This window comes from Calidithermus chliarophilus DSM 9957 (assembly GCF_000430045.1).
Classification (GTDB): domain Bacteria; phylum Deinococcota; class Deinococci; order Deinococcales; family Thermaceae; genus Calidithermus; species Calidithermus chliarophilus.
In genome coordinates, this window is sequence record NZ_KE387027.1 from 762,433 (window position 1) to 775,551 (window position 13,119).

Genomic DNA, 13,119 nt, shown 5'->3' on the forward strand with positions numbered 1-13,119 from the left:
CGAGGCTTAACTTTTCGTTGCTTGACGCAATTCTGCCAGGGGGATATGCTCACCGCGGTCAGACTCCCGGCAAAATCACAGACAGCCCATCGGATTGCACCGTTTGACCACTCGAGGCGTCCAGGGAGGTTAGCTATGCTCAAGGGCTTCAGGGACTTTATTTTCCGTGGCAACGTCGTAGACCTGGCGGTGGCGGTGATCATCGGCGCGGCCTTCGGCACGGTCGTAGACTCGATGGTCAAGGACATCATCACCCCCGTCATTGGCCTCATCGGCGGCCAGCCCGACTTCTCCTCGATCCGCGTCGGCGCCAACGCCCAGGGCGAAGGCGGCATCGCCATCGGCAACTTCATCAACGCCCTGATCAGCTTCACCATCAAGGCCGCCGTCATCTACTTCGTCATCGTCGTCCCCATGAAGCGCCTGACCGACCTGCTCAAGCGCAACGAGGTCCCCGCCGCCCCGCCCGCCCCCTCGGAAGACATCATCCTGTTGCGGGAGATCCGGGACGCGTTGAAGAGCCGGAATTCTTGAGTTAAGCCGTCAGCAGTCAGCTTGTGGCTTTTGGAAAACCCCTCCCCGGTCCTCCCCGCAAGCGGGGAGGGGTTATCCCCCCCAGCCCCCCTTGTTAAGGGGGGAACAAGGCGTTTGGCGTCTTGCGTTTTGCGTTTGGCTATCGGCTATCGACTATCGGCTATCGACTATCGACTATCGACTATCGACTATCGACTACCGACCCCTCACATGTTCTCAATCAACGCCCGCCCGAACTCGCTGCACTTGAGCAACGTGGCCTGGCGCCCTTCAGCCACCATCAGGCGGTGGAAGTCGTAGGTTACGCGGCCCTGGGCGATGGTCTTGGTCATGGCCTGGAGGATGAGGTCGGCGGCCTCGGTCCAGCCCATGTAGCGCAGCATCATCTCGCCGGAGAGGATGACCGAGGAGGGGTTCACCTGGTCCTTGCCCGCGTACTTGGGGGCCGTGCCGTGGGTGGCCTCGAAGACGGCATGGCCGGTCTTGTAGTTGACGTTGGAGCCGGGCGCGATGCCGATGCCGCCGACCTGGGCCGCGAGCGCGTCGGAGATGTAGTCGCCGTTGAGGTTGAGGGTGGCGATCACCGAGTACTCGGCCGGGCGCAGCAGGATCTGCTGCAGGAAGTTATCGGCGATCATGTCCTTGACGGTGATGGTGTTGCCGGTTTTGGGGTTCTTGAAGGTGAGCCAGGGGCCGCCGTCGAGCTCGGTCGCGCCGTACTTGGCCTTGGCGAAGGCGTAGCCCCAGTCGCGGAAGGCGCCCTCGGTAAACTTCATGATGTTGCCCTTGTGCACCAGCGTCACGCTGGGAAGGTCGTTCTGCACGGCGTAATCCAGGGCGGCCTCCACGAGGCGCTGGGTGCCTTCCTCGGAGACCGGCTTGATGCCGATGCCCGCGGTCTGGGGGAAGCGAACCTTGCCGTAGGCCTTGGGGAACTGGCTCTGGAGGAACTCGAGGATCTGCTTCACCTCCGGCGTCCCCGCCGCCCACTCGATTCCCGCGTAGATGTCTTCGGTGTTCTCGCGGAAGATCACCATGTTGACGAGCTCGGGGTGGCGCACGGGGCTGGGCACGCCCTCGAACCACTGCACCGGCCGCACGCAGGCGTAGAGGTCGAGCTCCTGCCGCAGCGCCACGTTGATGCTGCGGATGCCGCCGCCGACGGGGGTGGTGAGGGGGCCCTTGATGGCGACGCGGTACTCGCGGATGAACTCGAGCGTCTCCTCGGGCAGCCAGATCACCTCCCCGTATACCTCGTTGGCCTTCTCGCCCGCGTAAATCTCGGCCCAGGCGATCTTCCGGCGCCCGCCGTAGGCTTTGGCTACGGCCGCGTCGAGCACCGGCTGCGAAGCCCGCCAGATATCGGGCCCGGTGCCGTCACCTTCGATGAAACCGACGATGGGTTGGTCAGGCACCTGCAATACGCCGTCCTGGATGGTAATCTTATCGCCCGCAGGCACCTTGATGCGTTGGTAGGACATTGTTTTTCCTCCTGAGTCAAGAGCATAAGCCACGGCTGGTATACCGTGCAAAGTGACGGGGATTTGTCGATGGTCGATAGCCAATAGCTGATAGCCAGACGCTGGGGGCGGGTCGTATGTCGTACGCAAAACGCAATACGCCAAACGCCAAACGCAAGACGCCCCTTCTTCACCCCCCTTAGCAAGGGGGGCAGGGGGGGATACCCCTCCCCGCGTGCGGGGAGGGTTGGGGAGGGGCGAACCACAGGCCACGAGCCGGAGCCTCCCGCTGACGGCTCTTTGCTCTATCCGTTCTCGCTGTGCTCGAGCCGTCTCGCTTCGTCGAGCAACTGGTAGAAGCCTTTGGCGTTGTTGAGGTAGTGGGCCAGGATGCCGGGGATCAGGCTGCCGGTGAGGAAGTAGGCGGCGCCGAAGGCCAGGCCGGCGAGGAAGATGAAGGCGGGGTAGCTCCAGGCGCGGCGGTCGGGGACGGGGTGGAAGGCGGCGAAGATGGCGGCCTGGAGGGCCACGCCGAGCCAGCCCAGGCCCAGGGTGCTCACCAGCAGGCTTTGCAGCGCTCCCCGGAAGAGCACTTCCTCGGCAACGCCCGAGAGCATGCCCAGTTGCAGGGCGTGGGTGTAGCCGAGCTGCTGGTGGCGGAAGGCCCGCCCGATCTGCGTGTGGAGCTGCTGCACCACCCCGAAGGAGGAAGGGAAGAGCCTCGAGAACAGCAGCTCGAGGCCCATCAGCCCGAAGTAGAGCGCCAAAAAGACCAGGGTGTCGCGCAGGGGGTCGGGGGTGTGCACCAGCGGATACCCGCCCAGCGCCATCCCGACGGCCCCGATCAGCAGGATCAGTGCCTGGATGTTGAACAACACCCGGAACACTAGCCCAGCTCCGAGCCGATGTTGAAGCCCTGCTCGAGCAGCTTCTTGGGGTAGGCGCGGAAAGCCAGGAGGGTCTGGGTGCGTTCGATGCCCGCGAGCTTGCGCAGCCCCAGGGTCACGATGTCGTCGAGCTGTTCGAAGTCCTGGAACGAGAGCTTGGCGACTAAGTCCCACTCCCCCGTCACCGAGTACACCTCGGCCACGCCCGGGATCTCGGCCACGGCCTCGGCGGTCTCGGCGGTGGCCTCCCGCTTGGTCTGGATGAGCACGAAGGCGGTGATCATGCCCTTTGATGATACCGCGAGGGTGGTGAGGGCTATTGGGTCGTGCGTCCCAGGCTGAACGCGGGTAGCCGAATGCCGATAGCCGAACGCCGATAGCTGATAGCCAAACGCAATACGCAAGACGCAAAACGCCCTCTCTTCACCCCCCTTAACAAGGGGGGCTGGGGGGATACCCCCGCCCCGCCCGCGGGGAGGGAAGGGGTGGGGCTTCTTTCCACCAAGAGCCACGAGCTGAGGGCTGAGGGCTGATAGCTGACCGCTTACCGCTCCTCACCCTCCGCCTCGAGGATCAGTTTCGGCCTGAAGCGCATCATGTCGGCGGAGACGAAGTGCAGGGGGATGCCGTCCCAGGATTGGGGGAGGCGGGCGGGGTCGGCGCCGTGGAGGTGGCCGTAGACCACCATGTCGGGGCGGAATTCCTCGATGAGCTCGGTGAAGCCGGTGGGGCCGCCGGTGACGGAGTAGGGGGGGTAGTGCAGGGCGAGGATCAGGTGGGTGTAGGGGTGGTTCTGCACGGTCTTGAGGCTCAGGCGCAGGCGCTCGAGCTCGCGCTTGTAGATGCGCTCGTCCTCGGCGGTGAAGTCGCGGCTGCCCGGCGCGTCCCAGCCCCGGCTCCCGGCGATGGCCACCCCGCCGAACATCAGCGAGTCGTGCTGCAGCGCGTGCATGCGGGGCGGGAGGGCCTGGCGCAGGCGGGTGATGGAGGGCCACCAGTAGTCATGGTTGCCCCGCAGCAGCACCTTGATGCCGGGCAGCTCGCCCAGGTCGTGCAGGTCGAGCAGGGCCTCGGGGAGCTTCATGGCCCAGGAGATGTCCCCGGCGACGATCACCAGGTCGTCCTCGCCCACCACCCTGCGCCACTCCTCGAACACGGCCTCCGGGTGGCCCTCCCAGTTGGGCCCGAAGATGGTCATGGGCTTGGGGAAGGCGCGGGAGAGGTGAAGGTCGGCGATGGCAAAAACGCGCACGTAGGTAGCTTATCGTGCTCAGGCTCTGCGCTCCCGGTCATCTGGGCGATAAAACTCCGTCCCAGACTCAACGTCCCGGCGGCCGCTCGAGCGGGCGGGCGTTCAGGGAACCGGGTCCACCACGCGGATCTTGCCGCTGGCGTAGGGGACCCACAGCCGCTCCAGCGCCGCGATGCCGAGCACGGGGGCCTCGGCCACCGGGGTTTCCTGCTTGACGACCGAGCCGGCAGAGGTGACGGCCAGGAGCGTACCGTCGTTGTAGGCCAGGTAGAGCCGGCCCCCGCTGGCGGCCGGGGCGAAGGCCAGGGGCTTGGAGCCTTTGAAGGGCTGGCTCATGGCCCCCTGGGAGTTGGCCCGGGTGAGGCAGCCGCCCGCGTCGCTGACCCAGAGGTCGTTCAGCAGGGCCATTCCGGTGGGCTCCGCGCACAGGTTATGGCCTGCCACCGCCTCGTAGGCGGCCGGGGTCGCGCCCCGGTCGAGCCGCGCGCCCCACAGCAGTAGGTTGACCCCCTCGCCCGAGTCCTTCAGCGGGTAGAGGACCACCTCGGTGACCTCGGCGGGCGTCGTGAAATTCACGATGATCCGCTTCCAGGCGCCGTCCTCCGCCTTGAGGGTGTCGATGTAGGAGGTCACGGGGACGATCTCGGCGTCGTGGATGGGGTCGTGGACGCTGTAGGCGGCGGCGCTCCCGCCGTTGTTGCGGGCGTAGAAGCTGAAGGTGTAGGCGGTCTCGGGCTGGACGGGCACGCGCTGGCGCAGGAAGTGGCTGGCGCCGTTGACGAGCACCTGGTCGGCGGTCTTGCGGTTGTCCGGGGCGTTGGCGACGTTGGCCCGCACGTCGGTCCCCTCCTGTTCCCAGCCCGTGCCCTCGAAGGCGTCGGGGTCGCGCAGGGGGTTGAGGGTCAGCGGGTGGCGCAGCAGGCGGCCGGGGGTCAGGAGCCACAGGCGGTTGAAGGCGACCTCGAGGCGCCCCACCTGCCAGCCGTGGGGCTCGGCCTCGAGCAGGCCGTCGGCGGCGCGGCGCAGGATACGGGTGTCGGTGGCGACGTACAAAGCACCCCCGCCGGCGGAGGCCAGGGCGCGGACGGGCTCGCCCACGTCGAGCGCCCAGTCCTCGGCGAAGGACCGCACCACTGAGCCGTAGGCGGCGTAGACCCCGCCCCCGCCCTCTAAGCAGCAGAACTCCCCGCCCTCCGGCGTCCACAGGTGCCGGGCCGAGCCCAAGCTGGCGTCGGTCCAGTAGAAGCTGGCGTTGGTGGCGACGTAGAGCCGGCCGCCCTCGAGCAGCAGCGCCCTGACGGGCTCCGAGCTGAAGGAAAGGCTGACCTTGCTGAGGTCCTGGGGCTTGACGCGCACCACCCGGCCGTTCCCGCCCCCGTCGCTACCCCCGACGTAGACGTTGCCGTTCCACGTCACCGGGCCCGCGCCGGGGGTGATGCCCAGGTCCACCGTGCCGCGCACGCCCAGCGGCAGCTCGACCCGCCGGGTGGCCTGGGCCTCGCCGCTGAGCCCCGCGGCCGTGGTGGCGACCGCCTTGAGGGTGAAGGTCTTGCCGTTGCTGGTGAGGCCGGGGTCCCAGTTCCACTCGTAGGGGGAGGCGGTGTCGGTGGCCTTGAGGCTGTCGTCTACGAAGAACTCCACCTTGGCGATCTGGCCCCCGCCCGTGACCTGGGCCTGCACCGGGACCGGGCGGCTGGTGACGGGGTCGGCGGGCAGCGACAGGCTCACCGAGGGCTTGCCGGGCACGTTCACGTTGAGGCTCGTGTAGAAGTGCTGGAGGTCCCACTGGTCCTTGGCCTCGAGGTGCACAACGAACAGCCCCGTGGAGCTCGAGGGCACGCTCACGGCGAGTTGCAGGGGCACCTCCCCGGCAGCGACCATGTCGACCTGGGTCGGGTTCAGGCTGACGCTGATCCCCGAGGGGGCGCTGACGCGCAGGAAGGTGGGGCCCTGGTAGCCGTTGACCGAGCGCAGGGTGCCGCTGAGCGTCGTGCTCTGGCCGGGCTCGAGGGTCACGCTGGCGGGGAAGCCCAGGAACTCCAGCTCGCCCGCGCCGTTCCACGGGGCGTTCATCACCACCTGCTTGGCCGGCCCGTCCACCAGCTTCCCGCCCTTGACCAGCCGGATGCGCAGGATGTGGGGGCCGTTGTAGAGGTCGGGGTTGAGGGTGACCTGGGCCGAGTAGGTGCTCTGGTTGGGATTCACCGACCACGAGGTGAGGATGCCCTTGTCCTCGAAGATGGCGTGCATCACGCTGTAGAGGCCGGGGTTGTCGAGCTTCACCCTCACCTCGAAGCGCGGCTCGGTGATGGTGTCGCCGGGGGCCAGGATGGTGATGCCCGGCTCCACCGGCCCGGTCCCGGCGGTGTACTTCAGCGGGACCGTCACGTTATCCCCGGGGTTGAGGCTGCCCTCCCACGGCAGCGGCTCGGTGAAGCCCTCCACCTTCCCGCCGATCACCGTGTAGGTGCCGGCCTCGAGCCCCCCCAGCGCCTTGCTGCCCTGCACCGTCCCCTCGAAGACCTTGAACGCGTCGGCCTTGCGAACGACCGTGACCGGGGCGCTCTGGATGCCCTCGAGCGCGATGTTGAGCGTGGCGGGCGGCGGGGCCGCCCCCACCTGCAGCGTCACCACGCCCTCCCAGCGCCAGTCGCCCAGCGTCACGACCACCAGGTAGGGGTAATCGCCCAGGGCGTTCTTGGCCGGGAAGGCGAGGTCGGCGGTCCCGGGCACGGCGGAAGAGACGGGGCTCGAGCCCGCCGCCGGCTCGAGCCGCCACTGGGCCTTGCAGCCGTAGCTAAAAGCGCTCTCGATGGGCACCGGCCGCACCGCGGGCTTGCCCAGCGTGGCCTGCACCTTGGCGGGCAGCTTCACGGCCGGGTCGGCGGGCTTGAAGTCGAAGGTGTAGCTGCGCCGTAGCGTCACGTCGCTGTTGCCCGAGCGCGACTTGACCTCGAGCTCGAGCTGGTTGCCCCCGTAGCAGGCCTTCCCGCCGAGGGGAAGCACCAGCCGCGTCGAGCTCCCGCTCAGGCTCAGCACCTCGGCGGGGTTGCCGTTGAAGGCGAAGCGCACCTCGCTCACGCTCTGGACGCCCTGCACCTGCACCACGACTTCGCCCCTGGCGCCGTCGAGCTGGAGGTCGGCGAGGCCAGGGGCGGGAGGATTGGCACACCCCGCGAAGAAGAGCAGGACGAAGATATATAAGTGCATTCTTGGCATGGCTCCCCCGGGGGTGAGCCCCCCGGCCAGGGGCCGGGGGGCAAGAGGGCTTAGGGTCTAGGGCTGAATGGCCGTGTCCTCACTAGTCTGCATCGGCAGGAGCGGGGCCTGGTCCTCGGGGTTGGTGTAGGTGACCGTCCCGACCGCGTCGGCGTCGCCAACGCCCGTGGCCGTGGTCTCGGAAGTGAAGCGCAGCTTGTAGCCCGCAGGCAGGTCCATGGGCCCGAAGGTAACGCTGTTCCCGCTGGCCGTGCTGGCCACTGCCACCGCCGCCCAGGTCGCGCCGCCGTTGGTCGAGACGTACACCTTGTGATCGAAGATGCTGCTCGAGAAGGCCGCGGTTCCGGTCAGGTCGACCTTGAAGGTCACGCCGTTGGCCTGGCTGCTGCCGGTGTTGGTCACGGTCCAGTGGTAGAAGAAGGTTTCCCCGTTGACCACGGCGAATTCACGGTCGGCCGGGTTGTTGGCGGGGTTGTCGTTCACGAACTCGCTGTCGCTGTCGAGGTGGACCCACGGCTGCGTGGGCTCGATCACCAGGAGGGCGACGCAGTCGCGGATGCCGTAGCGCAGGTTGGGCAGGAGGTCGGCGTGCAGCGGGCTGGCGCCCCATGGACGGAACTCGTACTGCGCCCAGTCAACACCGCGCGGGTAGATTTCCATGACCGGCTGGTTGAGGTTATCGGCGTCGAGGAAGGCGCAGTTGTACCAGATCCCCGGCAGGTCGGTCCTGAGCGCGATCTGGGTCTTGCCCGAGTCGCCGCCGCCCATCAGCAGGATGTGGTTCCAGGTGATGCCCTTGTCGGGTACCCAGTTGGAGGCGTAGTCGGTGTCGGCGTTCACGCCGTCGTCGTCCTTGATCGTCAGCGGACCGGAGCTGATGAAGTCGAGCCCGACATCCATCACGTCGGTGAGGAGCACGTTGCGACCGTAGGGGTTGTCGCGCCCACTGCCGTCGAACTCGGCGGGGTAAGCGGCCCTCAGGAAGGCGTAGCGCTGGGTGCCCACGTCGCGCGGGTCGTTGCGGACGCTGATGTCGTAGTAGGCAGTGCGCCCGACGTCCTTGCCGTTGATCGAGGGGTCAACCAGGGTCTTGGTGACCACGAAGCGCGGCCGCACGGCCCAGATCACCACGTCCTTCTCGTTGACCGCGCCGTTGAAGTCCACCTTCACCTGGAAGCCGCCCTTGCCCAGCGGGGCCCCGGTGTACCAGGTGGAGGTCACGTCCTGCTGGAAGTAACCGTCGATCATCCGGTAGGGGTCGTCGTAGCGGGTGCCGGTGGGGTCGCCGTAGCCCTGGTCTACGGTGTTGCCGCACTGCGAGCGGCCCACGTTCACCAGAGGCTTGATCTGGTAGGTCTGGGCCCTTTGCAGGTCGTTGCCCAGCGCCGGGGTGTCGTCCCAGCAGAAGCCCGGCTTCTGCCGCACGTACACCTGGATGGTGGCGGTGATGGACTCACCCGGAGCCAGCACGTCGAACCTGGGGTCTGGGGTGTTCTGCCAGTTCCAGGTGACGACGTGGTTGGTGGAGTCGTAGGTGGCCCCTCCAGGGTTGGCGGTGCTGGTGATCACGCCCAGCTCGGCGGGCAGCGCGTCGGCCATGGTCACGTTGTAGGCCGGGGAGGTGCCCGAGTTGGTGACGGTGATGGTGTAGGTGGCGGTGAAGACGCTACCGGGCGCTACGGCCGGGTCGTTGGCCGCGTCGAGGGTGTAATCGAGCCGGTTCTTGGGTCTGCCGTCGGGGAAGACGTTGAGGTGGTGCTCAGGCCCGGCCCAGGTCAGCACGTGGTGATCCACGTTCTTGGTGATGGTGAGGTAGGTGCCGATCCAGGTCTTGGTGACGGTGAAGTCCTTCAGCGGCCAGCGGTACAGGGTATCGCCGTACTGGTAGTGCACGTACAGCGTCACCTTGACCGTCGCGCTGATGGGCATGTCCTTGAGCCCGAGGTTGGCGTGGGGCTGGAGGTAGGCGTCGCCGTCGGGGTCGCGGCAGAGCTTGGGGGTGACGAGGTTGTTGCAGGCCGCGAAGTGCACCTTGTCGGCGCCCTCGAGGACTTCGAACTCGAAGTTCAGGAGGGGGTCGGGCAGCCTGATCGCGGTCTGGGGCTGCTTGGTGTACAGGCCCGCCGCGATGGGGAAGGCGTTCTCCCGCGGGATGTTGCGGTCGATGCGGTCGTCTTCGGGCTTGAGGATGTTCTCCTCGGCGAAGCGCGAGCCGACGCGCTGCTTGGTGGCCTGCCGGTTGAAGTACAGGTGGGAGATGTTGTAGAAGAAGACCTTGAACTCCTCGAGGATGGCGGTGTTGTCGGTGTTCTCGGCGGCCACGACCACCTTGGCGGGCTGGCCGAGCAGCAGCAGCAGGTCCTGACCGCTGTTCAGGCTGCCGCCGTGGGTGGCGTAGAGGGTGAACACCGCGGTGCCGTCGGCGCCGGTGTAGATGCCGTCCCGGAAGCCCGACGCGCCGATCTGACCCTTGGCGCAGCCGCGGATGATCGCCACGTGGTCGCCGAACAGCTCGGCCACGTTGACGACGATGGGGGCGTTGACCACGGCCGCACCGGTCGCGTCGGTGGCCCTCACCGTGACGCAGACCGCCTCTTCGGTCTGCGAGGCGTAGAGGTTCACCTCTTTGTTGGCGTTGCGCTCCCGGTTAAAGGGCAGGTCCATGTCGAGCGCGTCCCTGACCGCCGTGATCTCCAGCCTGGCTACCGTGGCGGAGGGCGGAGGGGCCTGCTGGTAGACCAGGATGACCTCGACCTTCTTGCCACTAGAGAGGTCGACGCTCTTGACCGCCGGGTCCTGGTACCCCTTGACCTGCCCGCCGTCGACGTTGTACGTGCCGGGCTCGAGGTCGGCAAGGAGCTTGCTGCCTGTCACCTTACCGCTGAAGACCACCTTGCCCGCAGCGGACTTCACTTCGACGCTGGCTTCGCTAATGCCCTGTACTTTGATCTCGAGGGAACCGGTTTGTTTGACGTTGCTCGTGCAGCTGGCCAACACCAATAGAAGACCAGCGATCAGCACCAATACCCATCTAGGGTGCATACTGACCTCGCAATTTGTGTGCAAAACCGCCTGACTTGTCGTCGCCGGTTGAATATAATTGCTCATGTCGGGAGACCCGACGCAGATGCGCCAAGACGCCAAGGTTCGCGCCAGTAACGTTTTGGCGCATCCTGTTCTGAACAGCCAGATTTTTAGGGTAGACGGTAGCGCAATGCGGAGCAAATCAACGTGGCCTGGCTCAGTTCAGCGAGAATCTCCCGGAGGATCACCTCCTTTCTAAATCTCACACACTGTTCTCAGATATTTACGTTTTCATGATAGGTCTGCGTTACCTCGTTGTCAATCTCGTTCTAGGTAACGAGACGCGTTATCCTCGCGTAACGTTGATATGCGGATGACCTTTTTGAAAGGGTAGATATCGGTGCCTAACGCTCAATTGTGAGCGTAGAATAATGTGAACCGCTCATGATTAAGCCCCCTTTACATTAAGGTCATGAACGCCGAGTTGCTTCAGTACGCGCTGCGCGTCCTCGCGGTGAGGGCGTACAGCGAAGCTGCGCTCCAGCGAAAGCTGCTCAGGCGGGGCAGCGCGGCCGAGGTGGAGGCGGTGCTGGCTGAAGTCAGGCGTATGGGCTACCTCGACGACCGCAAGTACGCCGAGGGCTATGCCCGGCTGTATCAGGGCAGGTGGGGCGCGGCCAAGATCCGCCGCTCGCTCAAGGCCAAGGGCGTGCCCGACCGCATCATCGACGAGGTGCTCCGGGCCCTCGAGCCCGAAGGCGACCCGGTGGCTGAGGCCCTGGCCCTGCTCGAGCGCTACCAGAGCCGCCACAAGGGCGACAAACCCAAGGCCATCCGCTTCCTCGCCAACCGGGGTTTCTCCTTCGCGGCCGCGCTCGAGGCTTGGGCGCGTTACGAGGCGGGGGGTGGGTAGGTTGTTGAGGGTTGATACCAGATTCGGTTGGTCCGTCACCGTTCGGTGACGGACCAACCCGACCGAAGGGAGTGCTCTAGGATTCAAAAAGATAGCCTCCGGGGCTCTTTGGATCGGATGATTATCTTTTTGAATCCGGTATGATAGCTGATAGCTGATGGCCAAACGCTAAACGCCAGACGCAAAACGCAAGACGCAAAACGCCTTATTCCCCCCTTAGCAAGGGGGGCAGGGGGGATAAACCCTCCCCGCCGGCCGGGAGGGTTGGGGTGGGGCTACCACACGCCACGGGCCCCAGTCCCCGGCCTCAATTCACGCACACGGGTTTGGGCGGCAGCGTCTTGCTGTAGCTCACCGTGAGCCGGCAGGCTAGGTCGGCGTAGAGGGCTCGCAGGATTTCGCCCTCGAGGTCGAAGAGCCAGCGGCGCACCTCGGCTGGGGTGTTCTTGCTGATCCAGTCGCGGGCTTCGGCGGCCTGGCCGTTGATGAGGCCGCGGGCGTAGTAGCCCAGTGCTGCGCTCTTGGCGCCTACGGCGTCCCCGGTCTTGAGGGCGCTCTCGAGGCCTTGCCGGTAGAAGGAGAGGGTGCTGAAGCCCAGGGCGGGGTACTTCGCGGTCACGTCCACGTAGCGCACGCCGTCCCAGCCGAGCAGGTAGGTCAGGCGGGGGTACACGGCCCGCGGCAAGCCGCCGAAGTCGGCGAACACATCAGTGCCCACGATCAGCTCGGGGATCTTGTCCTCGTTGACGTCGCGCAGCTCGAGGATGCCCGTGCTCTTGCCGTGGTAGATCAGCATGTTGCGGAACCCGCGCTCCTGGGTGAAGAAGTAGGCGGTGGTGCAGCAGCCCGTACCCCCGCTGTTCTCGTTGATCCATAGCTCCTTGGGCTCTTGCCCGGTGAGCTCGACCAGCCGGCTCTCGAAGCGCACGCCCCGGATCTCCACCTGGGTGCGGTCGGCCCGGATGACGCGCAACAGGCTCTCGGTCGGAGAGCGAACCTCGACACGCACGGTGTACTCCCCCCACCGCACGATCTGAGGCTGGGGTTGGGCCAGGGCCAGGCCCAGCATCATAGCCACCACCATAACGCCACGTTTCACGGGATACCTCCCGCAAGACTTGTACCACACCCATCGCCAAAAGGAAACGCCGGGCCGGAGGGGCCCGGCGCGGCGGGTTTCCTCAGGCGGGCTGCTCGACCTCGTACGGCTCGACCACCACCCGCACCTCCACCGGCACGTTGAGGCTCGCGGTGACCGAGCAGTACTTCTCGTGCGAGAGCTGGGCGGCTCGCTGCAGAGCCTCCTGCGTGACGTTGGGCCCCGCCCCGTAGTGGGTGATCACGATGCGGGTGTAGCGCTTGGGGTGCTCCTCGGCCCGCTCGCCCACCGCCTCGACCCGGTAGCGCGCCAGTGGCTGGCGCTTCTTGGCCATGATGTCCACCACGTCGTAGGCCGTGCACCCGGCCGCCGCCGCCAGGAGCAACTCCATGGGTCGCATGCCGCTGGCCGGCTGGTCGCCGTCGATCATGACCTTGTCGCCTTGCTCGTTGATGCCCAGGAAACGATGGCCGGTGAGTTGATGGAGTACGACACGCTTCGTCGCCATGGGCTCAATTTACGTTGCCCCTCGTGGGGCAAAAGTCATCTCATCGACCGTCGAACGTTGAACGCCGATAGCCGATAGCCGAACGCCGGGCGCCGGGGGCGGGTCGTACGTCGTACGCAAAACGCCAAACGCAAAACGCAAAACGCAAGACGCAAAACGCAGGACGCCAGACGCCTTGTTCCCCCCTTAGCAAGGGGGGTTAGGGGGGATAAACCCTCCCCGC

General features: G+C 66.2%; 10 protein-coding genes. 2 read left to right on the top strand and 8 right to left on the bottom strand.

The window, feature by feature from the left end:
* Window positions 1–135 precede the first annotated feature (135 nt).
* Window positions 136–534, top strand: coding sequence for a large conductance mechanosensitive channel protein MscL (mscL, locus tag MEICH_RS0120665; protein WP_027894185.1), 399 nt, complete (start codon window positions 136–138; stop codon window positions 532–534).
* Window positions 535–740: 206 nt separating this feature from the next.
* Here the strand turns inward: mscL and icd are convergent, their stop codons facing one another.
* The 6 genes from icd to MEICH_RS0120695 all read right to left on the bottom strand — a co-directional run bounded on the left by icd (window position 741) and on the right by MEICH_RS0120695 (window position 10,265).
* Window positions 741–2,015, bottom strand: coding sequence for an NADP-dependent isocitrate dehydrogenase (gene icd, locus MEICH_RS0120670; RefSeq protein ID WP_027894186.1), 1,275 nt, complete (start codon window positions 2,013–2,015; stop codon window positions 741–743).
* Between the two features lie 284 nt (window positions 2,016–2,299).
* Window positions 2,300–2,881, bottom strand: a complete 582-nt coding sequence (locus MEICH_RS0120675; RefSeq protein ID WP_027894187.1) for a CPBP family intramembrane glutamic endopeptidase — start codon at window positions 2,879–2,881, stop codon at window positions 2,300–2,302.
* Window positions 2,881–3,165 (bottom strand): Lrp/AsnC ligand binding domain-containing protein, encoded by a 285-nt coding sequence (locus tag MEICH_RS0120680; protein WP_027894188.1) that lies wholly within the window; start codon window positions 3,163–3,165, stop codon window positions 2,881–2,883. Before MEICH_RS0120680 ends, MEICH_RS0120675 begins: the two co-directional genes overlap by 1 nt.
* Window positions 3,166–3,425: 260 nt before the next feature.
* Complete coding sequence (locus MEICH_RS0120685; RefSeq protein WP_027894189.1) at window positions 3,426–4,133, bottom strand: metallophosphoesterase; 708 nt, start codon at window positions 4,131–4,133, stop codon at window positions 3,426–3,428.
* Between the two features lie 102 nt (window positions 4,134–4,235).
* On the bottom strand, window positions 4,236–7,352 hold the full coding sequence (locus MEICH_RS0120690) for a phage head spike fiber domain-containing protein (protein WP_157202940.1): 3,117 nt from the start codon (window positions 7,350–7,352) through the stop codon (window positions 4,236–4,238).
* 57 nt (window positions 7,353–7,409) lie between these two features.
* Window positions 7,410–10,265, bottom strand: coding sequence for a DUF11 domain-containing protein (locus MEICH_RS0120695; protein WP_157202941.1), 2,856 nt, complete (start codon window positions 10,263–10,265; stop codon window positions 7,410–7,412).
* 583 nt (window positions 10,266–10,848) lie between these two features.
* Between MEICH_RS0120695 and MEICH_RS0120700 the strand changes: the two genes are divergently transcribed.
* Complete coding sequence (locus MEICH_RS0120700) at window positions 10,849–11,289, top strand: regulatory protein RecX (RefSeq protein ID WP_027894192.1); 441 nt, start codon at window positions 10,849–10,851, stop codon at window positions 11,287–11,289.
* Window positions 11,290–11,596: 307 nt separating this feature from the next.
* Here the strand turns inward: MEICH_RS0120700 and MEICH_RS27475 are convergent, their stop codons facing one another.
* Window positions 11,597–12,388 carry a hypothetical protein gene (locus MEICH_RS27475; protein WP_157202942.1) on the bottom strand — a complete coding sequence of 264 codons (792 nt, stop codon included), beginning with the start codon at window positions 12,386–12,388 and terminating at the stop codon, window positions 11,597–11,599.
* Between the two features lie 82 nt (window positions 12,389–12,470).
* Complete coding sequence (locus tag MEICH_RS0120710; protein ID WP_027894194.1) at window positions 12,471–12,896, bottom strand: OsmC family protein; 426 nt, start codon at window positions 12,894–12,896, stop codon at window positions 12,471–12,473.
* Window positions 12,897–13,119 lie beyond the last annotated feature (223 nt).

What these genes read in the sequence shown, in the direction of transcription:
- MEICH_RS0120710 (WP_027894194.1), bottom strand. Translation starts at nt 12,896, where the DNA reads ATGGCGACGAAGCGTGTCGTACTCCATCAACTCACCGGCCATCGTTTC.
- MEICH_RS0120680 (WP_027894188.1), bottom strand. Translation starts at nt 3,165, where the DNA reads ATGATCACCGCCTTCGTGCTCATCCAGACCAAGCGGGAGGCCACCGCC.
- MEICH_RS0120700 (WP_027894192.1), top strand. Translation starts at nt 10,849, where the DNA reads ATGAACGCCGAGTTGCTTCAGTACGCGCTGCGCGTCCTCGCGGTGAGG.
- icd (WP_027894186.1), bottom strand. Translation starts at nt 2,015, where the DNA reads ATGTCCTACCAACGCATCAAGGTGCCTGCGGGCGATAAGATTACCATC.
- MEICH_RS0120690 (WP_157202940.1), bottom strand. Translation starts at nt 7,352, where the DNA reads ATGCCAAGAATGCACTTATATATCTTCGTCCTGCTCTTCTTCGCGGGG.
- mscL (WP_027894185.1), top strand. Translation starts at nt 136, where the DNA reads ATGCTCAAGGGCTTCAGGGACTTTATTTTCCGTGGCAACGTCGTAGAC.